Here is a 20,373-nt window from a genome sequence, read left to right on the forward strand (position 1 = left end):
GACAATGACCGAAAACATGCAGGCCCGCTTTGCGGGCCTGCATGTTGATGGGGCTGGCAACGAGATTCGCCGTGAAACCATCAGTCGACAGAACCTGGTTCGGGATCGGCATTGTCACGGTGGCGATGCTGCTCGCAAGTTCCGCCGCCACCTCTCCTGTCGCCGCAGCTCCCGCCGTTACGCAGGCGCGTCAGACCGTCACGGATGCTGGCCCGCGCCGGCAGGGTCGCCGATCGAAGCCCGTGGTGGCGACGGCAGAGGTGCCGCATTATCTCGACCGTCCCACGGACTACACGCCAGCCTATCCGCCGGGACCCTTGGTTCTGTTCACGCCGTTCTACGATTGAGGCCGTGTCCGCAAGGCGCGTTGCGTTTCCTGCGTGTGGTTAGTTTCGAAGTCCCCGCACGAGCAGCACGTGAGCCGTTGTGCCGTCATCCGTGATCCTGAGTTGCAGGACGACGTAGAGGCTCCCGTGCATCTCCTTCGCCGCGACGCCACGCCGCAGATACGCGTGCAACGTGCATCATTCATGCCGCATTCACGTCGCTATCTCTACGTTCATGATGGGGGTGCGCGAATCCACCGATCGGACGACCAGCATCGGCGCTGCATGGGTCCATCGTTGCACAGCATTCAGGGAGAAGGGACCATGATGAGGATGAAGGACCAGCGTGCTGGTCTTGCTCGTCGCCTCAGTCTTGCGGCGGCCACACTGTTTGTCTTGGCGGGCGCGTCCGGACGGCCTGCGCTTGCGATGTCGCCGGTGAGTCCCGGTGCCGGCTCCGCCACGCAGACACCTTCGGACGTGTTGGCCGTTCAGGTCCGAGGCCCCGGTGGCGGTGGCGGCGGGCATCCCGGCGGTGGTGGATTCCACGGTGGGGGCGGTGGCGGCTTCCACGGCGGTCCGGCGTTCCACGGCGGAGGCGGTGGCCCGGCGTTCCATGGCGGCGGCGCCATGTTCAGGGGTGGCGGCGGCAGTCCCGCGTTTCATGGGGGAGGACATGCCTTCGGCGGTGGTGGCCCGCGTCCGGCCTTCCACGGTGGTGGCCCGGCATTCCATGGCGGATTCGGTCCGCGGCCGGTGTTCCATGGCGGTGGCTATCATTATCGTCCGCACTACGCCTACCGGCCGTACTTCCACCATCACCGCCGTCATTTCTACGGCTACCGCAGCTACTACACGCCGATTTATACGACGGGCTACTACTATCCCTACCGTCGCTGCCGCGTCGTCTGGACCCATTACGGGCCACGCCGCATCTGCCACTACCGGCATTGGCGGGGTCATCACTGGCGCCATCATCACCGATGGCATCATCGCCACCGCCACCACTGGCGCTACTACTGATCGTGCTTGAAGTTCGACAAAACAGGAAGGGCGCCCAACGGCGCCCTTCTCTCATTTCAGGGGGATGGAGTGAGGCGCGACAGTCAGAGCCAGTCCTTGAACTGCCAGTTCTTCACGCTCAGCTTCCACGGCACCAGCGTCTCGATGCGCCATTTGGCAAAGCGGCCGGGCGGCCAGTTCGACAACCGCCGCTCCTCCTTCGGAGCCTCCGGCTGGGCGATGATCTTGGCGGGCGGCGTCTTGCGGCGCTGGCGTGTCGCATCGCGGATGAGGTCGACGTATTCCGGCTTGTCGGCCATGTCAGGCTCCTCGGCACGTTCCTCTGCAGACGCGGCGCGTCCGGTGGTAGGATTTTGCGCCCGCGGTCCTAAGAAAGTATTGCCGAACTGCCAAGACTTCACTGAAGATTCGTACCGATCATCACGTCGTGCGCCAGAGCGGATCGTCAGAAGCAACCGACCTCACGATCACTGCGAATGTCAGGACTTTGCTTTCTTCGAGGCCAGTTGCATCCGGCTGGTCAGATCGGCTTTCTCCATCAGCTGCTTCTTGGCTTCCAATTGAGTCTTGCTCGCGAGCGCTGCCTTCTCGCTGAGTTGGCGCTTGGCTTCCAACTGATGTTTCGCAACGGCTTCGGCTTTGCTCGCAAGCTGCTTCTTGGCCTCAAGTTGCATTGATGCGGGATCAGACATTGTCGTGCTCCTTCGCAAGTCCGGGGATATGAATTTTTACGAAGTCGACTTGTTCATCCGTAAGCCCATCGAAAAGACGTTCGGCGGTCAGGTCTTCGGCCGTGAGTTGGCAATCCTTGGTAAGGCTGGGGTCCTTGCCTTGTGCAGCAAGGTCGACTTGATGTTCAAAGCCAGCCTGGCAGAGCTTGGAAAGCGCGCAGGTGATGCAATCGCTGCGATCCCGTCGCGCGCTCAAATAGCTCTTCTCTGCGATGCAGAACTCGTCGAAGTCAGGGCCGTCGTAAGGATTTTGAGGATCGACATTGAATGGATGAATCATACGATTCTCCCGCCCGACGGCGCCTGACCGATCAAATCATAAGAGACCTGTCTTCGAATTGCAACCTTGAAGAGTGCAGTCAGTAAACCGCTCGCACCGCAGCAGGTCGACGATCAGTTCGAAATAAATGGCCGGACATCCCGACGTTTCCGGCGCAAAGTTGAAGGCGTCGGCAGGCATACAAAGGCGACGTTCGTTGACACGAACGTCGCCTTTTGAAGTCGAGCAACGCAGAAAGCGATGACCGGGCGGCTTGATCAGCGCCAGTCGCGCACGTCGACGAAGTGTCCGGCGATCGCAGCCGCCGCGGCCATCGCGGGTGACACCAGGTGGGTGCGGCCCTTGAAGCCCTGGCGGCCTTCGAAGTTGCGGTTCGAGGTCGAGGCGCAGCGCTCTTCCGGCGCCAGCTTGTCCGGGTTCATGGCAAGGCACATCGAGCAGCCCGGCTCGCGCCATTCGAAGCCGGCCTTGATGAAGATCTTGTCGAGGCCCTCGGCCTCGGCCTGCTCCTTGACGATGCCCGAGCCCGGGACGACCATCGCGTTGACGTGGCCGCTGACGGTCTTGCCTTCGGCGATCTTGGCTGCGGCGCGGAGATCCTCGATGCGGCCGTTGGTGCAGGAGCCGATGAAAACGCGGTCGAGCTTGATGTCGGTGATCTTCGTGCCCGCGGTCAGGCCCATGTACTTCAGCGCGCGATGCTTGGAGATGCGCTTGGCCTCGTCTGCGATCTTGTCCGGATCGGGCACCACGCCGGTCACCGAGATCACGTCCTCGGGCGAGGTACCCCAGGTCACGATCGGCGGCAGCTTGGCGGCGTCGAGCCGGAGCTCGTGGTCGAAATGCGCACCGTCGTCGGAGCGCAGCGTCTCCCAGTAGCGCATCGCTGCGTCCCAGGCGGCGCCCTGCGGCGCCTTGGGACGGCCGCGCAGGAAGTCGAACGCCTTCTGGTCGGGCGCGACCAGACCGGCGCGCGCGCCGCCCTCGATCGACATGTTGCAGACGGTCATGCGGCCTTCCATCGACAGCGCGCGGATCGCCTCGCCAGCGTATTCCAGCACGTAGCCGGTACCTCCCGCGGTGCCGATCTCGCCGATGATGGCGAGGATGATGTCCTTGCCCGTCACGCCGTCTGGCAGCACGCCGTCGACGGTGACGCGCATGTTCTTCGCCTTCTTCTGGATCAGCGTCTGTGTCGCCAGCACGTGCTCGACCTCGGAGGTGCCGATGCCGTGCGCCAGCGCGCCGAACGCGCCATGCGTCGAGGTGTGGCTGTCACCGCAGACGATCGTGGTGCCGGGCAGCGTAAAACCCTGCTCGGGGCCGATGACGTGGACGATGCCCTGGCGGCGGTCGAATTCGTTGTAATATTCGATGCCGAATTCCTTGGCGTTCTCGGCCAGCGCCTTGATCTGCTCGATGCTCTCCGGATCCGGATTCGGCTTGGAACGGTCGGTGGTCGGCACGTTGTGATCAACCACGGCCAGCGTCTTCTCCGGCGCATGCACCTTGCGCCCGGTGGCGCGCAGGCCTTCGAACGCTTGCGGCGACGTCACCTCGTGCACCAGGTGGCGGTCGATGTAGAGCAGGCAGGTGCCGTCCTCGGCTTCGTACACCAGATGGTCGTTCCAGATCTTGTCGTACAGGGTGGTCGGCTTCGACATGAGCGAATGCTCCCGGGAATTTAAGGTTTGAGACACGACGCGTGACGGGCACGCGCGAACAATCAGGAAGAGGCGCTGCGGCTTACAGCGCGCGCCTAAGCTCGGACGTCGCAGACGTCGCGAACCTTCCGAAGAACCGCCCGGGCAGCCGGCTATGATCGTCGATGACGACGCGGCGGCAGGCCATGCTGGTGCGATCTAGAACCATTTCAGGGCGATATATAGCACGCGGGCAAGGGAGTGCGAGATGCGTTTGCGCCCGCCGTCATTGCGAGCGAAGCGAAGCAATCCAGGGCTGAGCGAGGACTCTGGATTGCTTCGTCGCTCCGCTCCTCGCAATGACGGTGCCCAAAACAAAAAAGCGCGGGACCAGCCCGCGCTCTTCGTCAATCCATGGGAAGCAACGATTACTCGTTCACCGCGGCCTGCTGGCGGTCCTGCTTCTCGACGATGCGGGCCGACTTGCCGCGCAGCTGGCGCAGGTAATACAGCTTGGCGCGACGCACTTTGCCGCGGCGCACGACCTTGATCGAGTCGATCATCGGGGAGAGGATCGGGAACACGCGCTCCACGCCCTCGCCGTAGGAGATCTTGCGGACGGTGAAGCTCTCGTTGATGCCGCCGCCGGACCGGCCGATGCAGACGCCTTCATAGGCCTGCACGCGCGTGCGCTCGCCTTCGACCACCTTCACGTTGACGATCACGGTGTCGCCCGGGCCGAACTCCGGAATGGTCTTGTTGGCGGACAGCTTGTCGAACTGCTCTTTTTCGAGCTGCTGAATCAGGTTCACGGGTAAATCTCCATCGGCGGCGCGCCCAGCCGGGTCACGCGGGGGCTGCGCTTGTTCCTGCCGTCACTTGCGGAATTGGGCGCTCCTATAAGCCAAAGCGCGAGGCTTGTCACCCGTCTGTCGTGCTTTTTGGCGCTTTTTGGCTGGTCCTGCTTTGTTCCAGGGTCTGGCGCACCTGCCATTCGGCCCACAGATCCGGCCGCCGCGCTTGCGTGAGCGCCTCGGCCTGCGCGCGCCGCCACGCCGCGACCTTGGCGTGATCGCCCGAGGTGAGCACATCCGGAATGGGACGGCCCTCGAACAGCTGCGGGCGAGTGTATTGCGGGTACTCCAGTAGGCCGTCGGAGAAGCTCTCGTCAGTGGCGGATTCGAGCTTGCCCATCACACCGGGCAGCAGTCGCACGCAGGCGTCGATCAGCACCAGCGCGGCGATCTCGCCGCCCGACAGCACATAATCTCCGATCGAGACCTCGATCAGCTCGCGCGCGTCGATGACGCGCTGGTCGATGCCTTCGAAACGGCCGCAAACGATCAGCGGGCCGGGACCGTCGGCAAGCTCGCGGACGAAGGCCTGGGTCAAGGGCCGACCGCGCGGGCTCATCAGCAGCTTCGGCCGTTCGGGTGCAACGGCGGCGGCATCGATCGCGGCGGCCAGCACGTCCGCGCGCAGCACCATTCCCGGGCCGCCTCCAGCCGGCGTATCATCGACACTCCGGTGCTTGTCGGTCGCCGAGGCCCGGATGTCGCGCGCCTCCAGCGCCCAAATGCCTGATGCCAGCGCCCGGCCGGCGAGGCTCACGCCCAGCGGCCCGGGAAACATCTCCGGAAACAGCGTCAGCACAGTCGCGCGCCAGGGCGCGGTCGGAGAGGGCGAAGTGGTCATGGCGCTCTGTTACGGCAGCGGCGAAGCAAGATCGAGCCCCGATCGCTCAATGCGGCGCCGTCATCTCGCGGCTGATGCTCCACCACCGGTGTCGTCCCGGACAAGCCGTGACGCGCATCAGCGCGTCGCGGCGCCGATCCGGGACCCATACCGCGTGATGTTGGAAAGTGGCACGCGGCCAGTTCCGCGCAAGCCAATCGGCTGCGGTGGCTATGGATCCCCGCTTTCGCGGGGATGACGAGCTGAGTTTTGGGCGGCAGCATCGTCCTCAGCCGACGCCGTTTCATCGGCCGAAGCTCGATCCTCGCCGTCAATCTCGGCCGGCAACTCGATGATCACCCGGCCGCCTGCCAGATCGACCGTCGGCACCACGGCATTGGTGAACGGCAGCATCAAGGTGCTGCCGGAGGGCGGGGCGATCTCGATGATGTCGCCGGCGCCGAAATTATGGATGGCGAGCACACAGCCGAGGGGTGCGCCCGCCGTAGTCTCGGCGGCAAGCCCGATCAGGTCGGCGTGGTAGTATTCGTCGTCATCCGTCTCAGGCAGGCGGTCGCGCGGCACGTAGAGCTCGAGCCCGTTGAGCCGCTCGGCGGCGTTGCGGTCGGTGACGCCCTTGAAGCTGGCGACGAGGCGATCCTTCGCCTCGCGCGCCTTCGCGACTTCGAGCGAACGACTGCCGTCCTTGGTCGTCAGCGGGCCGTAGTGCAGCACGGCCAGCGGATCCTCGGTGAAGGTCCATAAGCGGACCTCGCCGCGCACGCCGTGCGCGGCGCCGATCCTGGCGACACAGATCAGCTTGGACATCAGCGGGCCTCGTCCTTCGAGACGCGCGCAACGGCGCGCTCCTCAGGACGAGGAGCGATCACCTCATGCTGAAGAGCACGGCGCAAGCCGTGCGTCTCGAAGCATGAGGCCTCGCTCGTCAAGGGACCTTAGCCCTTGGCGGCGGCTTCGGCCTGGGCCTTGCGCTCCTTGCGCGGCACGGCCTTGATCGGGTTCTGGCGGGCTTCGCGCTTCTTGACGCCGGCGGCATCGAGGAAGCGGGCGACGCGGTCGGACGGCTGCGCGCCCTTGGCGAGCCAGCCCTTTACCTTCTCCATGTCGAGCTTGAGGCGCGCCTCGTTGTCCTTCGGCATCAGCGGATTGAAGTAGCCGAGGCGCTCGATGAAACGGCCGTCACGCGGGAAGCGCGAGTCGGCGACGACGACGTGATAGACCGGGCGCTTCTTGGTGCCGGCACGGGCGAGACGAATGACGACGGACATGAAAGTTCTCCTTAGGTGTCGATGTCTTGATACGAAGTTGGATGGGTCGTCATTGCGAGCGAAGCGAAGCAATCCAGAGCGGCGTGCGCGACTCTGGATTGCTTCGTCGCTTCGCTCCTCGCAATGACGGGAGTGAGGTCATTTCTTCTTCCCCGGAGGCAGGCCGAGACCCGGCAGGGTCGGCTTGCCGCTGAGACCGGTGAGGCCCGGAAGATTGGGCAAGCCGCCGCGCAGGCCAGCGGGAAGATCCTTCGGCAAATTCGGCAGGCCGCCGGGCATGCCGCCCGGCATCTTCTCGGCCATCGCCTTGAGCTGCTCCGGCGAGGGCATGCCGCCACCGCCGCCAAAACCCATCGCCTGGGCGATGCCGGCGAGCGGGCCGCGCTTGCCCGAGCCCATAGCCTTCATCACGTCGGCCATGTTCCGGTGCATCTTCAAGAGCTTGTTGACGTGCTCGACGCTCTGGCCGGAGCCCGCGGCGATGCGCTTCTTGCGGCTCGCCTTCAGCAGGTCGGGATGCTTGCGTTCCTCGCGGGTCATCGAATCGATGATCGCGACCTGCCGCTTGAGGATCTTGTCGTCGATCCCGGCGGCCGCGATCTGGTTCTTCATCTTGGAGATGCCGGGCATCATGCCCATGAGCCCGCTGATGCCGCCCATCTGCGACATCTGCAAGAGCTGCTCGCGCATGTCGTTGAGGTCGAACTGACCCTTGCGCATCTTCTCGGCGGCGCGCGCGGCCTTCTCGGCGTCGATGTTCGCCGCGGCTTTCTCGACCAGCGAGACGATGTCGCCCATGCCGAGGATGCGGCCGGCGATGCGCGAGGGATAGAAGTCCTCCAGCGCGTCGGTCTTTTCGCCGGTGCCGAGCAGCTTGATCGGCTTGCCGGTGACCGCGCGCATCGACAGCGCGGCGCCGCCGCGGCCGTCGCCGTCGATACGGGTCAGCGCGATGCCGGTGAGGCCGACGCGCTGGTCGAACGAGCGGGCGAGATTGACGGCGTCCTGGCCGGTCAGCGAATCCGCGACCAGCAGGATCTCGTGCGGGTTGGCGACCGCCTTGATCTCGGCGGCCTCCTTCATCATGTCCTCGTCGAGAGTGGTGCGGCCGGCGGTGTCGAGCAGCACCACGTCATAGCCGCCGAGCTTGGCGGCCTCGATGGCGCGGCGCGCGATCTGCGGCGGCATCTGGCCGGCGACGATCGGCAGGGTGGGAATGTCGAGGTCGCGGCCGAGCACCGCGAGCTGCTCCATGGCGGCCGGACGGTAGACGTCGAGCGAGGCCATCAGCACCTTGCGCTTGTCGCGCTGGACCATGCGGCGCGCGAGCTTGGCGGTGGTGGTGGTCTTGCCCGAGCCCTGCAGGCCGACCATCATGATCGGCACCGGCGGCACGGCGTTGAGGTCGATGGTCTGGCCGTCGTCGCCGAGCGTCTTGACCAGCTCGTCATGGACGATCTTGACGACCATCTGGCCGGGGGTGACCGACTTGACCACGGTGGCGCCGATCGCCTGCTCGCGCACGCGCTCGGTGAAGCTGCGGACAACCTCCAGTGCGACGTCGGCCTCGAGCAGCGCCCGGCGGACCTCGCGCATCGCGGCGTCGACATCGGCTTCCGAGAGCGAACCACGCCCCGTCAGCCGATCGAGAATGCCGCCAAGCCTTTCCGACAGATTGTCGAACAATGCCGTATCCTTTGCCCTTGCAGGGCGCTCGCTTCATTGCCGCCCGTCATCGCCGCGTGCTGCGGCCTATGACGACCATATAGGCCTCGGCAGATCGGCCGAAACCGTCAGTCCAAACACGTTTGCGCCCGAGGGCGCACAGCGCTGTCGGGCGGTGACCTCCGGCCTCCAGGGCCGGGCGGTGGCTCGAAAAGACGAAACTTTCCGAAATTCGGCCGGGTTAAACCCTCCGCAGCCGCAAAAGTCAAGGAAACTTGCTTCGCGCCGTCCCGTTGCCGGACCCTGTGCGGCCGCTTACCTCTTCAGCCAGTTCAGCTTTGCCTTCGCGAGGACGACCTTGTTGCGCCGTTCCAGGACCTATTCCGGCCCCGTCACCGACCATTTCGACGGCAAGCGCTTCTACGATCCCGACGGCGTTCCGCCCAAATCCCTCTCCCAGGTGCTGCGCTGGCAGTTCGACCGCAACGGCAAGCGTTCCCGCTGGCCGGCCTGGGCGCCGAGCCCGCATGCCGACGCGCCGCCGCACCGGATCGACGGCGAGGCGGTGCGGCTGTCCTTCATCGGCCATGCCAGCTGGCTGGTCCAGACGGGCGGGCTCAACATCCTGGTCGATCCTGTCTGGTCGGAGCGGGTCTCGCCGTTGTCCTTCGCCGGCCCGCGACGCCACAATGATCCCGGCATCGCCTTCGAGGCGTTGCCGCACATCGATGTCGTGCTGGTCTCGCATGGGCACTACGACCATCTCGATATCCGGACCTTGTCGAAGCTGACCGCGCGATTTTCGCCGCGGGTGGTCACACCGCTCGGCAACGACCTCACGATGATCGACGCCGACTCCAAGATCCGCGCAGAGGCCTATGATTGGCACGATCGCGTGACCTTGAACGAGGAGGTCGCGGTGACGCTGGTGCCGACGCGGCACTGGACGGCGCGCGGCCTGTTCGACCGCAACAAGGCATTGTGGGCAAGCTTCGTGCTGGAGACGCCGCGCGGCCGGCTCTACATCGTCTGCGATTCCGGTTACGGCACGGGCAAGCATTTCCGCCGCGTTGCGGAGCAGCACGCGCCGATCAGGCTGGCGATCCTGCCGATCGGCGCCTACGAGCCGCGCTGGTTCATGCGCGACCAGCACATGAACCCGGAGGATGCCGTGCAGGCGCTGCAGGATTGCGGCGCGGAGGCCGCGCTGGCGCATCACCACGGCACGTTCCAGCTGACCGATGAGGCGATCGATGCGCCGGTGCACGCGCTGCACACGGCGCTCGACCAGGCCGGCATCCCACGCGAGCGTTTTGGCGTGTTGAAGCCGGGGCAAGTGGTGGAGATTTAGTCCGCTGCCGCAACAACAATGGTATCGTCCCGGCCTTGAGCCGGGACCCATAACCACCGAATCAAGTTTTGCGAAGGCCGGCAGCTCCATCTCGCGCGATAACATCCGCCGCGGCGTATGGGTCCCGGCTCAAGGCCGGGACGACACTGAGTTTGTCGTGGCCGCCGCGTCTCACAGTATGAGACAGACTTATACCTACTGCGCCGGCTTGATCGCCCAGGTCACGTTGACCGTGATCGACAGCGTCTCCTCGCCCTGTGCCACCGGTGTCGGCGTCGCGGCCATCGGCGCGGCGAAGGTCTTGGCGCGGAACACCGGCGCCGGAGCGCCGTCCTCGGCGATGTTGAGCGGCTGGCCGAGCGTCACGCCAGCGGCCTTGGCGTAGATCTCGGCCTTGCGGCGCGCGTCGGCGACGGCTTTCTCGCGCGCCTGGTCGAGCAGCTTGGACGGCTCGGCGACGCTGAAATAGATGTTGCCGACGTCGTTGGCGCCGGCGCCGACCAGCGTGTCGATGACGCTGGCGACCTTGCTGACATCGTGCACCTTGATGGTGACGCGATTGCTGGCGCGATAGCCGGTCACGGTCGGCTGGCCCGGTCGGTTCTGCGCATATTGCGGCTGAATCGACAGCCGCGACGTCTGATAGTCCTTGTCGGCGATCCCCGCGCCCTTCAGTGCCTGGAGCACCTTGGCCATCGCGGCATTGTTGGCCTCGGCGGCCTCGCGCGCGGTCTTCGCATCCGACGCCACCCCGGCGTCGATCTGCGCCAGATCCGGCGGCGCCGTCACGCTGGCCTCGCCGCTGACGGTGATCGCCGGGGTGTCCTGGCGGGCGATATCGTCCGCCAGCGCCGGCAGTGTCGTAGCGGCCGCCAGTGCGGCAACAAACATCGATCTGATCATCATGGTGCTCACTTCAGCGGCACGTAGACGTTGATGACGAGCTTGTCCTCGGCCGTCTTCAAGGGGTCGGTCAAATACTCCTCGATGAAGGTGTCCTTGGCCTCCAGCCGGCGCTCATCAAGGTGGTTGGTGATCGCCTCGTAGGTGTTGTCCATGTTGTCGTAGGAGCCGCGATGGACGAACTTCAGCGCTTTGCCCTCGGGCGACTGGCCGATGCTCATGCCCTTGCCGAGCGTCTTCGGCTCCTGCTCGATCGGCATCTCGGCCAGGAAGGTGAAGCCGGTGTCGTCGGTCGAGGTGTAGACGATCATGCCGTTGCCGGCGGGCTTGATGCCCTGCTTGTCCAGCGTGGCCGACAGCGACTTGAAGGAGTCGATCAGCGTATCGAATGCGTTGTCCCAATTGGCGGTGCCCTTGACGAGGACAACCTTCTTCGCCTCGAGCTTGATCTCGTCACCGAAGGCGTCGCCCGCCTGGGCCGGCGCCGCGGCCGGCGGCGGCGTGGCGGGGGACTGGGCCGCGGTCGGAGATGACGACGGCGCGGGGCTCGCGCTGGCGGCCGGCGTCGGGCTGGTCGCGGGCGCGGGACTGGCCGACGCGGCAGGTGCAGGAGAGGCCGGTGCCGAGGGAGCCGGTAGCGCGCTCGGGGCTGGCGCAGGCGTGGCCGATGCCGCCGGAGCCGGCGAGGCCGACGGCGCCTGGGCCCGGGCGGGCGTGCCGCCGAGCAGGAGCGCGACCGAGCTCACGGCCAGAACGAGGCGGAAAGTGCTGAGATTCATTCGACTATTCTCCAGTGGCCGTGCTGCTTTGCCCGGTTCGTGCCGGCGAATGAACCGGTCCTAACATGCTCGGCGGCGCGGCGTCCCATGACAGATGCGTCATGTCGCTCTGCAGGCTGGTCAATGCCGCGCCATTCGCCATATAAGGCGGACACAATTTGGATATTTTCATGAGCGCGCTGGCCAACCGCAGCTTCGTCAAGATGAACGGGATCGGCAACGAGATCGTCGTGGTCGATCTGCGCGACGTGAAGCATGTCGTCACGCCGGACGAGGCGCGGGCGGTGGCATCCCGGGTGCCGTACGATCAGCTGATGGTGCTGCAGCCGCCGCGGCTCGACGGCACCGAAGCGTTCATCCGCATCTACAACAATGACGGCTCGGAGTCCGGCGCCTGCGGCAACGGCATGCGCTGCGTGGTACGCCAGGTGTTCGGCAAGACCGGCCAGACCAGTGCGACGTTCGAGACCCGCGCCGGACTGCTGAACTGCTGGCAGGGCCCGGCGCCCGACCTCTACACCGTCGACATGGGCGTGCCGAAGTTCGGCTGGCAGGAGATTCCTCTCGCCGAGGAATTCCGCGACACCCGCTACATCGAGCTGCAGATCGGCCCGATCGACGCCCCGATCCTGCATTCGCCGTCGGTCGTCAACATGGGCAACCCGCACGCGGTGTTCTGGGTCGAGGACATCAACGCCTATGATCTGGAGCGCTTCGGGCCGCTGCTGGAAAACCACCCGATCTTCCCCGAGCGCGCCAACATCACGCTGGCCCACATCGTCGACCGCGACCACATCACGATGCGGACCTGGGAGCGTGGCGCCGGGCTGACCAGGGCCTGCGGCTCGGCGGCGTGCGCGACCGCGGTCGCGGCGGCCCGTCTGAAGCGCGCCAACCGGATCGTGCAGATGACGCTGCCCGGCGGCGAGCTGACGATCGAGTGGCGCGAGCGCGACGATCACGTGCTGATGACCGGGACCGCGACCTTCGAATATGAGGGGCGGTTCGAGCCAGAGCTGTTCGCCAGCGTCGCATGAGCGTCGATGTCGTCACCTTCGGCTGCCGGCTCAACGCGTTCGAATCCGAGCTGATCGCGAAGCATGCCGAAGCGGCCGGCGCCGACGACACCATCGTCGTCAACAGCTGCGCCGTCACCAACGAAGCCGTGGCGCAGGCGCGACAATCGATCCGCAAGCTGAAGCGCGAGCGCCCCGCGGCGCGCATCGTCGTGACCGGCTGTGCGGCGCAGACGCAGGCTGGCATGTTCGCTGCCATGCCCGAGGTCGACCGCGTCATCGGCAATGACGACAAGCTGCGGCCCGATGCGTGGCGCGCGACGGCGCAGGCGCTGGCCTCGCCACGATTCGGCATCGAGGCTTTCGAGAAGGTCGCTGTCTCCGACATCATGGCGGTGACGGAGATGGCGCCGCATCTGGTCGACGGCTTCCAGCGCGGCCTGCCGCGGGTGTTCGTCCAGGTGCAGAACGGCTGCGACCATCGCTGCACCTTCTGCATCATCCCGTTCGGCCGCGGCAATTCGCGCTCGGTGCCGATGGGCGCCGTGGTGGATCAGGTGCGGACGCTTGTCGAGCGCGGCCATGCCGAGATCGTGCTCACCGGCGTCGACCTGACGAGCTACGGCGCGGATCTGCCGGCGACGCCGAAGCTCGGCAGATTGGTCAAGCAGATCTTGCGCCACGTTCCGGAGCTGCAGCGTCTACGCATCTCCTCGATCGATTCGATCGAGGCCGATGCCGACCTGCTCGATGCGCTCGCGGATGATGCCAGGCTGATGCCGCATCTGCATCTGTCGCTGCAGGCCGGCGACGATCTGCTCCTGAAGCGCATGAAGCGGCGACATTCGCGCGCCGACGCGATCGCGTTCTGTGACCAAGTGCGGCGGCTGCGTCCGGATATCTCGCTCGGCGCCGATCTGATTGCGGGATTTCCGACCGAGACCGAGGAGATGTTCTCGCGCTCGATCGACCTGGTCGAGGAATGCGGCCTGACGTTTCTGCACGTGTTTCCGTATTCGCTGCGCCCGGGCACGCCGGCGGCGCGCATGCCGCAGGTGGATGGCGCCGTCATCCGCGATCGCGCCAAGAGGCTGCGGGCCGCGGGAGAGGCGGCGTTGCTGCGGCGTCTGGATGCCGAGATCGGCAGCGAGCGCGAGGTGCTGATCGAGAGCGAGACGCTGGGGCGGACGGAGCACTATCTGCCGGCGGCCGTCCGCGGCGCTGTGCCGGGGACGGTGCAGCGGTTGATGATCGCCGCGCATGATGGCGCGAGGCTGTTAGTCCAGGACTCCGTCATGCCCGGGCTTGACCCGCCTGCGCGGCCGTAGCCGCTTCGGGGGCGGCGAAGGCCCGGACATCCACGCCGCCTTGGGCAACTGAGACGTGGATGGCCGGGACAAGCCCGGCCATGACGAGTGGAGAGAGACGGGCTCACTCCCCGTTCCACCCGCACAGCCGCAGCCGCTCATGCATGTGCAGCGGCGCTGGTGCGACGACCTGCACCGGGGGCTTGTTCTTCGACAGCGGGATCGAAATCTCCCGCGCATGCAGATGCAGCCGCGGCTCGCCGAAGCGCGGCCCGTTGCCGTAGATGTTGTCGCCGACGATCGGCCAGCCGGATGCGGCGGAGTGCACGCGCAGTTGATGCGTGCGGCCGGTGACCGGTTCCATGGCGAGCCAAGTGAGCTTGGGTGTCTTGGTGGATTGAGGTTCGCTCTCTCCCCCGGCACCCTGCGCTCCCTCCCCCCTTGTGGGGGAGGGTTGGGGAGGGGGGTGGCTCCGGGCGACACTGCCCGTGGGGACCCCCGCCCCCGACCCCTCCCCGCGAGGGGGTGGGGAGTCGGTGTCGCAAGTCGAGATCGAGATCTGAGGTGGGGGAGTGAGAGAATATGACCTCCCCAACACCCGCCATTTCGTCACCGCCGGCTGCCCCTGCGGATCCGGTTTCTGCCACCAGCCGCGTTCGGCGTTGAGCTTGCCGAGCGGGAGCTCGATCACGCCCTCGTCAGCGTCGGGCCCGCCTTCGACGACAGCCCAATAGGTTTTCGAAATCTTGCCATGCTTGAACAAAAGCCCGAGCGACGCCGTTGCCTTGCGATGACGGCCGAGCACCAGACATCCGGAGGTTTCCTTGTCGAGCCGATGCGCGAGCACCGGCGGGCGCGGCAGGCCGAAGCGCAGCGCGTCGAACGAGGCTTCGAGGTTCGGCCCGCCCTTCGGCCCCTTGTGCACGGGAATGCCGGCCGGCTTGTCGATCACCAGCATCAGCCCGTCGCGGTGGAGCACGCGGGCGAGCATCTCCTCGTCGGTGGGTTGGTTAATGTCCATGGAAACCGTAACGCGGGTGTGAGCTTTCGTTTGCGAATGGAAAGGGCTAACACCACGCCATGAACGATACCACCTCCGAAACACCCAAGCTGTCGTGGTGGCGGCGTCTGTCGGCCGGCCTGAAGCGCACCTCCGGCGCGCTCGGCACCGCCGTCGCCGATCTCGTCACCAAGCGCAAGCTCGACCGCGCGATGCTCGACGACATCGAGGACGTGCTGCTGCGCGCCGATCTCGGCACCCAGGTGGCGGCGCGGATCGCCGAAGCCGTAGGCCACGGCCGCTACGACAAGGCGATCAGTGCCGACGAGGTCAAGGCGGTGGTCGCGACCGAGGTCGAGAAGGTGCTGTCGCCGGTGGCGAAGCCGCTCACGATCGACGCTGGCCACAAGCCGTTCGTCATTCTCGTCGTCGGCGTCAACGGCTCCGGCAAGACGACCACGATCGGCAAGCTGGCGCAGAAATTTGCCTCCGAAGGCAAGCAGGTGATGCTGGCCGCGGGCGATACCTTCCGCGCCGCCGCGATCGAGCAGCTCAAGGTGTGGGGCGAGCGCACCAGGGCGCCGGTCGTCGCCGGCGCGCAAGGCTCTGATTCCGCGAGCCTGGCGTTCAACGCCATCACCGCGGCCAAGGAGCAGGGCCGCGACATCCTGCTGATCGACACCGCCGGCCGGCTGCAGAACAAGGCCGAGCTGATGAACGAGCTCGAGAAGGTGGTGCGTGTCATTCGCAAGGTCGACACCTCGGCGCCGCATGCGGTGCTGCTCGTGCTCGACGCGACGGTGGGACAAAATGCGCTGTCGCAGGTCGAGGCGTTTCATCGTACGGCAGGCGTCACCGGCCTCGTGATGACCAAGCTCGACGGCACGGCGCGCGGCGGCATCCTCGTGGCGCTGTCGGAGAAGTTCAAGCTGCCGGTGCACTTCATCGGCGTCGGCGAGGGGGTCGAGGATCTCTCACCGTTCGCCGCGAGAGATTTTGCGCGGGCGATCGCCGGCATCGAGGATTGACGTCGCCACGCCCGGGCTCCGGCCCACCGCCAGATCGAGACGACCGGATCAACCGCTGCCGTGGCTGCAGCCAACAGGATATGGAATGGACAAGACCCAGCCGCACCCGCTGTTCAAGCTCGCGACCGAGCTCGGTCCGCTGATCATCTTCTTCGTGGTCAATGCCAAGTTCAACCTGTTCGCGGCGACCGGCGCGTTCATGGTCGCGATCATTGCGGCGCTGATCGCGTCCTACGTGGTGACGCGGCACGTCCCGCTGATGGCGCTGGTGACCGCCGTCGTCGTCATCGTGTTCGGCACGCTGACCCTGGTGCTGCACGACGAGACCTTCATCAAGGTCAAGCCGACCATCATCTACGGGCTGTTCGCGGCCGTGCTCGGTGGCGGGCTCTTGTTCAATCGCTCCTTCATCGCGATCATGTTCGATCAGATGTTCAATCTGACACCCGCGGGCTGGCGCATCCTGACGTTTCGCTGGGCGCTGTTCTTCGCCGCGATGGCGGTGCTGAACGAGATCGTCTGGCGCACGCAGAGCACCGATTTCTGGGTCGGCTTCAAGGCGTTCGGTGTCGTGCCGCTGACCATGATCTTCGCCATCGCCCAGATGCCGCTGATCAAGCGCTACCACCTCGACCCGGCCTCGTTGGAAGCCAGCGACGCCGCGGAAGGGGATGTGAGCAAGGGGTAGTTGCGGCAAACTCTGCTGTCGTCCCGGCCTTGAGCCGGGACCCAGAACCACAGGCTTGAGTTTGGGGCAGGCGCGTCGTTAACATCTTGCCCACCACGACGGCCGCGGAGTATGGGTCCCGGCTCAAGGCCGGGACGACACCGTGGGTCGTTGCGCGAGCTCGGCAGTCACGTCCACTTGCAACGACGAGAAACTAACGACTTGCCGACCGCGAACTAACTCCCTGCCTTCAGCGCCTTCTCGATTTCCGGCTTCAGCACCGCATCGATGTTCTGCGCCGTGATCGGGCCGACCAGCTTGTAGACGATGGTGCCTTCGCGGCCGACGACAAAGGTCTCGGGCACGCCGTAGACGCCCCATTCGATGCCGGCGCGGCCGTTGCCGTCGACGCCGACGACGTCGTAAGGGTTGCCGTAGCGGCCGAGGAAGCGGCGGGCGTTGTCAGCGCCGTCCTTGTAGTTGATGCCGATGATCTGGAAGCGCTTGTCGCGGCCGAGTTCGACCAGCAGCGGCGCCTCGTCGTGGCAGGGCACGCACCACGATGCCCAGACATTGACGATGCTGACCTTGCCCTTGAGCGCAGCCGGGTCGAGGCCGGGCACCGGCGTGCCGTCCTTCGCCAGCTCTGGCAGCGCCGGCAGCGGTGTGGCCGGCGCAGGGCGGCCGATCAGCGCGGAGGGAATCTGCGACGGATCGCCGTTGCCGAGGCGCGACCAGAACAGCGCCGCCAGCCCGAGGAACACCGCCAGCGGCAGCAGCATGAGGAATGAGCGGCGCCGCGGCGCCGGCTCTGTCGGTTCGGTCATTGGATGTCCGTCGCGGCGCGGCCGGAACGGCGGCTGATGCCGCTGTCCTCGAGCGCGCGCAGGCGCGCCTTCTGGGTGCGGTAGTCGATGGCGATCCAGCCGATCAGCAGCATCACGACCAGCGCCGCCGCAAGATAGGAGGTGGCGATGAAGGAGGTATAGGGGCCAAGGTCCATGTCAAGCCGCTCCCGCGATCCGGCCTGCCGCATCGTCGGCTGGTGCGGTCGTTGTGTAGGTGCGGGCCTGCATCATCTGCAGGCTGCGGACACGCCGGCGCAGGATCTCGTTGCGCATCGCGGCGACGTGCAGCGTCACGAACAGGAAGGTGAAGCCGACGGCCATCACCAGCAGCGGGATCAGGAAGGCCTTGTCGAGCGCCGGACCGCCCATCCGCATCACCGACGCCGGTTGATGCAGCGTGTTCCACCAGTCGACTGAGAACTTGATGATCGGCAGATTGATCGCGCCGACCAGCGTCAGCACCGCGGCGGCGCGTGCCGCGCGCGTGGGATCCTCGACCGCGCGCCACAGCGCCATCAGGCCGAGATACATCAGGAACAGGATCAGCACCGAGGTCAGCCGCGCGTCCCATTCCCAATAGGTGCCCCACATCGGCCGGCCCCACAGCGAGCCGGTGAGGAGCGCGAGGAACGTGAAGCTGGCGCCGATCGGGGCGGCGGCCTTGGCGGCGACGTCAGCGAGCGGATGCCGCCACACCAGGGTGCCGAGCGAGGCGATGCTCATGATGCTCCAGACGAACATCGACAGCCAGGCATTGGGCACGTGGATGAACATGATCTTGACGGTCGCGCCCTGCTGATAGTCGTCGGGCGCCACTGCGGAGAGGTACAGGCCGGCAGCCAGCAGCGCGGCCGTGACCAGCGCCAGCCACGGCAGCAGCCGCGCCGCCAGCGCAAGGAACCGAGTGGGATTGGCGAGGTCGATCAGCGACATGAGACCCTTGTTAACGGCGGACGCGGTTGCAGGCAATCAGCACGGCGTCGCTAGGTAAGAGTTGATCATGGTCAAACCCCGGCGGGCGGTGGGTCAATCCAGCCCGTTCCGCAAGCTTGTCGCAGCGGCGAACGGGCCGATCACGAAACTCACCAGCGACAATGCGCACAGGATCGAGAACGGCGCCCCGAACGGCAGCGGGCCGACGATGGCCGCCTGCGACGCCGCGACGCCGAAGATCAGCACGGGGATCGAAAGTGGCAGCACCAAGACCGCCAGCAGCAGCCCGCCGCGGTGCATGGTCACCGCCAGCGCGGCACCGATCATGCCGATGAAGGTCAGGGCAGGCGTGCCCGCCAATAACGTCAGCGCGACGGCGCCAGTCGCCGTGGCGTCGAGGTTGAGCAGCAGGCCGAGCACGGGCGTCGCGATCACCAGCGGCAGGCCGGCGGCGAGCCAGTGCGCCAGCGCCTTGGCGGCGCAGGCCAGCTCCAGCGGTGTCCGGCTCATCACGACCAGGTCGAGCGAGCCGTCCTCGTGGTCGGCGGTGAACAGCCGGTCCAGGGTGAGCAGGCTGGAGAGCAGGGCGCCGAGCCAGAGGATGGCGGGGCCGAGCCGGGTCAGCAGCGCCAGGTCGGGCCCTACCGCGAACGGCATCAGCACCACGACGGTGAGAAAGAACAGCACGCCGATCAACGCGCCGCCGCCGATGCGCAGCGCAATCCGGATGTCGCGGCGGATGAGGGCACCGAGGGCGGTCATGCGGGGAGGGCCTGGGCTGATGGCGCATTGCGCGGGAGTGAGCCGTGCTCCGACCGCTGGCACACTTCGCTCCCTCCCCCCTTGTGGGGGAGGGCTGGGGAGGGGGGTGGCTCCGGGCGAGACCGCCCGTGGGGACCCCCACCCCCGACCCCTCCCTGCAAGGGGGAGGGGGGCGCGCATCGATAGGATGGGTGGAGCGATGGGGTTGCGCTCAGTTCGATAGGCCACGTCGTATGGCACCCCCCTCCCTGACCCTCCCCCACAAGGAGGGAGGGAATGGAGGGGCCGGCGGGCGTCGTGAAGAAGGGGGGCATCATCCGATCGTTCCGATCCGCAACTCGCGCGTGTCGATGCCGAGCGGGCCGTGCGTCGCCGCGACGATCAGCCCACCCCCGGCGAGATGCTCCCGCATCAGCCCGGCGAACATCGCCTGTCCGGCGACGTCGAGCGCGGCGGTCGGCTCGTCGAGCAGCCACAGCAGGCGGGGCACCGCGAGCAGGCGGGCCAGCGACAGACGGCGGCGCTGGCCGGCCGACAGATAGGCGGCGGGCAGGTCGATGGCGTGGGCGATGCCGACGGCCGCGAGGCAGTCGGAGATCGGCCGCGTGACCCCGCCGCCGAGGAAGTCGGCCCAGAAGGTCAGGTTTTCGCGCACGCTGAGCGACGGCTTCAGCGCGTCGCGGTGGCCGAGATAATGCGCCTGCTCGGGCACCGTCAGCTCGCTCTCACCGCCCTCGATGGCGATGGAGCCGCCCGCCGGGAGCAGCAGGCCGGCAATCAGCCGCAGCAGCGATGTCTTGCCCGCACCATTGTGTCCGGTCACTGCCAGCGCCTCGCCCGCGACTGCTTCGAAGGCCAGTCCTGCGAACACCTCGCGGCCGCCGCGCACGCATCTGACGTCGCGGCCGAACAGCTTCGGAGACAGTGTTGAAGTCGCCTGCATGGCCTGTCGTGAGCGCCCTTACGAAATTGATGGCTAGCGCGTGAGAATTTGTGGGTGATGCCACGTCGGGACTTGCTTGTCTCTGTGGCGGCGCAGTTAGAAAGCTTCTATAAGCCCGACCTTGATGCAGCACACAATCGTCCGCTGCAAGCCATCCGGCGCCTCGCGCTGACGGTTCTTAAATACCCCCTCCGGGTATGCAGAT

At 66.4% G+C, this 20,373-nt stretch carries 24 protein-coding genes; 7 read left to right on the forward strand and 17 right to left on the reverse strand.

Annotated elements, in window-relative coordinates:
• Positions 1–71: 71 nt before the first annotated feature.
• Entirely contained in the window at positions 72–347 is a 276-nt protein-coding gene (locus QX010_RS15175) for a hypothetical protein (protein WP_315800733.1), read from the forward strand.
• Between the two features lie 303 nt (positions 348–650).
• Positions 651–1,349 carry a hypothetical protein gene (locus tag QX010_RS15180; protein ID WP_315800732.1) on the forward strand — a complete coding sequence of 233 codons (699 nt, stop codon included), beginning with the start codon at positions 651–653 and terminating at the stop codon, positions 1,347–1,349.
• Positions 1,350–1,432: 83 nt separating this feature from the next.
• Here the strand turns inward: QX010_RS15180 and QX010_RS15185 are convergent, their stop codons facing one another.
• The 9 genes from QX010_RS15185 to ffh all read right to left on the reverse strand — a co-directional run bounded on the left by QX010_RS15185 (position 1,433) and on the right by ffh (position 8,652).
• Entirely contained in the window at positions 1,433–1,648 is a 216-nt protein-coding gene (locus QX010_RS15185; RefSeq protein ID WP_315800731.1) for a hypothetical protein, read from the reverse strand.
• 180 nt (positions 1,649–1,828) lie between these two features.
• Positions 1,829–2,041: a hypothetical protein gene (locus QX010_RS15190; RefSeq protein WP_316180291.1), complete on the reverse strand. Its 213-nt coding sequence runs from the start codon at positions 2,039–2,041 to the stop codon at positions 1,829–1,831.
• Positions 2,034–2,360, reverse strand: a complete 327-nt coding sequence (locus tag QX010_RS15195) for a hypothetical protein (RefSeq protein ID WP_315800729.1) — start codon at positions 2,358–2,360, stop codon at positions 2,034–2,036. The genes QX010_RS15190 and QX010_RS15195 overlap by 8 nt, the downstream gene beginning before the upstream one ends.
• A gap of 257 nt (positions 2,361–2,617) precedes the next feature.
• Positions 2,618–4,024 carry a 3-isopropylmalate dehydratase large subunit gene (gene leuC / locus QX010_RS15200; protein WP_316180293.1) on the reverse strand — a complete coding sequence of 469 codons (1,407 nt, stop codon included), beginning with the start codon at positions 4,022–4,024 and terminating at the stop codon, positions 2,618–2,620.
• Between the two features lie 407 nt (positions 4,025–4,431).
• Positions 4,432–4,815 (reverse strand): 50S ribosomal protein L19, encoded by a 384-nt coding sequence (gene rplS / locus QX010_RS15205; RefSeq protein WP_315800727.1) that lies wholly within the window; start codon positions 4,813–4,815, stop codon positions 4,432–4,434.
• A 109-nt stretch (positions 4,816–4,924) separates the two neighbouring features.
• Positions 4,925–5,698 (reverse strand): tRNA (guanosine(37)-N1)-methyltransferase TrmD, encoded by a 774-nt coding sequence (gene trmD, locus QX010_RS15210; RefSeq protein WP_316180295.1) that lies wholly within the window; start codon positions 5,696–5,698, stop codon positions 4,925–4,927.
• A 210-nt stretch (positions 5,699–5,908) separates the two neighbouring features.
• On the reverse strand, positions 5,909–6,505 hold the full coding sequence (gene rimM / locus QX010_RS15215; protein WP_316180297.1) for a ribosome maturation factor RimM: 597 nt from the start codon (positions 6,503–6,505) through the stop codon (positions 5,909–5,911).
• A 128-nt stretch (positions 6,506–6,633) separates the two neighbouring features.
• The gene (gene rpsP / locus QX010_RS15220; RefSeq protein ID WP_008964221.1) at positions 6,634–6,966 is read right to left on the reverse strand and encodes a 30S ribosomal protein S16; all 333 of its coding nucleotides are present in this window, start codon (positions 6,964–6,966) and stop codon (positions 6,634–6,636) included.
• A 138-nt stretch (positions 6,967–7,104) separates the two neighbouring features.
• Positions 7,105–8,652, reverse strand: coding sequence for a signal recognition particle protein (gene ffh, locus QX010_RS15225; protein WP_315800724.1), 1,548 nt, complete (start codon positions 8,650–8,652; stop codon positions 7,105–7,107).
• Positions 8,653–8,989: 337 nt separating this feature from the next.
• Between ffh and QX010_RS15230 the strand changes: the two genes are divergently transcribed.
• Positions 8,990–9,982: an MBL fold metallo-hydrolase gene (locus tag QX010_RS15230; protein WP_315800723.1), complete on the forward strand. Its 993-nt coding sequence runs from the start codon at positions 8,990–8,992 to the stop codon at positions 9,980–9,982.
• 195 nt (positions 9,983–10,177) lie between these two features.
• On the opposite strand, the gene QX010_RS15235 is transcribed toward QX010_RS15230, so the two are convergent.
• Both QX010_RS15235 and QX010_RS15240 read right to left on the reverse strand, forming a co-directional pair.
• The gene (locus QX010_RS15235) at positions 10,178–10,888 is read right to left on the reverse strand and encodes an SIMPL domain-containing protein (RefSeq protein WP_316180299.1); all 711 of its coding nucleotides are present in this window, start codon (positions 10,886–10,888) and stop codon (positions 10,178–10,180) included.
• Between the two features lie 5 nt (positions 10,889–10,893).
• Positions 10,894–11,664 (reverse strand): GyrI-like domain-containing protein, encoded by a 771-nt coding sequence (locus tag QX010_RS15240; protein ID WP_316180301.1) that lies wholly within the window; start codon positions 11,662–11,664, stop codon positions 10,894–10,896.
• A 170-nt stretch (positions 11,665–11,834) separates the two neighbouring features.
• Between QX010_RS15240 and dapF the strand changes: the two genes are divergently transcribed.
• Together dapF and mtaB are read left to right on the forward strand one after the other, a co-directional pair.
• Positions 11,835–12,701 carry a diaminopimelate epimerase gene (dapF, locus tag QX010_RS15245; protein ID WP_316180303.1) on the forward strand — a complete coding sequence of 289 codons (867 nt, stop codon included), beginning with the start codon at positions 11,835–11,837 and terminating at the stop codon, positions 12,699–12,701.
• Complete coding sequence (mtaB, locus tag QX010_RS15250; RefSeq protein WP_316180305.1) at positions 12,698–14,008, forward strand: tRNA (N(6)-L-threonylcarbamoyladenosine(37)-C(2))-methylthiotransferase MtaB; 1,311 nt, start codon at positions 12,698–12,700, stop codon at positions 14,006–14,008. The genes dapF and mtaB overlap by 4 nt, the downstream gene beginning before the upstream one ends.
• A gap of 103 nt (positions 14,009–14,111) precedes the next feature.
• Here the strand turns inward: mtaB and QX010_RS15255 are convergent, their stop codons facing one another.
• Entirely contained in the window at positions 14,112–15,008 is an 897-nt protein-coding gene (locus tag QX010_RS15255; protein ID WP_316180306.1) for an RNA pseudouridine synthase, read from the reverse strand.
• A 59-nt stretch (positions 15,009–15,067) separates the two neighbouring features.
• Here QX010_RS15255 and ftsY point away from each other — a divergent pair, with 59 nt between their 5' ends.
• Complete coding sequence (ftsY, locus tag QX010_RS15260) at positions 15,068–16,015, forward strand: signal recognition particle-docking protein FtsY (protein ID WP_315800717.1); 948 nt, start codon at positions 15,068–15,070, stop codon at positions 16,013–16,015.
• Between the two features lie 85 nt (positions 16,016–16,100).
• Entirely contained in the window at positions 16,101–16,703 is a 603-nt protein-coding gene (locus QX010_RS15265; RefSeq protein WP_315800716.1) for a septation protein A, read from the forward strand.
• A gap of 215 nt (positions 16,704–16,918) precedes the next feature.
• Here the strand turns inward: QX010_RS15265 and QX010_RS15270 are convergent, their stop codons facing one another.
• The 5 genes from QX010_RS15270 to ccmA all read right to left on the reverse strand — a co-directional run bounded on the left by QX010_RS15270 (position 16,919) and on the right by ccmA (position 20,168).
• Positions 16,919–17,509 (reverse strand): DsbE family thiol:disulfide interchange protein, encoded by a 591-nt coding sequence (locus QX010_RS15270; RefSeq protein ID WP_315800715.1) that lies wholly within the window; start codon positions 17,507–17,509, stop codon positions 16,919–16,921.
• The gene (ccmD, locus tag QX010_RS15275; protein ID WP_315715913.1) at positions 17,506–17,685 is read right to left on the reverse strand and encodes a heme exporter protein CcmD; all 180 of its coding nucleotides are present in this window, start codon (positions 17,683–17,685) and stop codon (positions 17,506–17,508) included. Before ccmD ends, QX010_RS15270 begins: the two co-directional genes overlap by 4 nt.
• Before the next feature lies 1 nt (position 17,686).
• On the reverse strand, positions 17,687–18,463 hold the full coding sequence (locus QX010_RS15280; RefSeq protein ID WP_315800714.1) for a heme ABC transporter permease: 777 nt from the start codon (positions 18,461–18,463) through the stop codon (positions 17,687–17,689).
• A 93-nt stretch (positions 18,464–18,556) separates the two neighbouring features.
• A complete protein-coding gene (ccmB, locus tag QX010_RS15285) occupies positions 18,557–19,225 on the reverse strand; it encodes a heme exporter protein CcmB (protein ID WP_315740697.1) in 669 nt (222 codons plus the stop codon).
• 313 nt (positions 19,226–19,538) lie between these two features.
• Positions 19,539–20,168 (reverse strand): heme ABC exporter ATP-binding protein CcmA, encoded by a 630-nt coding sequence (gene ccmA / locus QX010_RS15290; RefSeq protein WP_316180309.1) that lies wholly within the window; start codon positions 20,166–20,168, stop codon positions 19,539–19,541.
• Positions 20,169–20,373 lie beyond the last annotated feature (205 nt).

The sequence above is a fragment of the Bradyrhizobium sp. SZCCHNRI1009 genome (assembly GCF_032487575.1).
Taxonomy (GTDB): domain Bacteria; phylum Pseudomonadota; class Alphaproteobacteria; order Rhizobiales; family Xanthobacteraceae; genus Bradyrhizobium.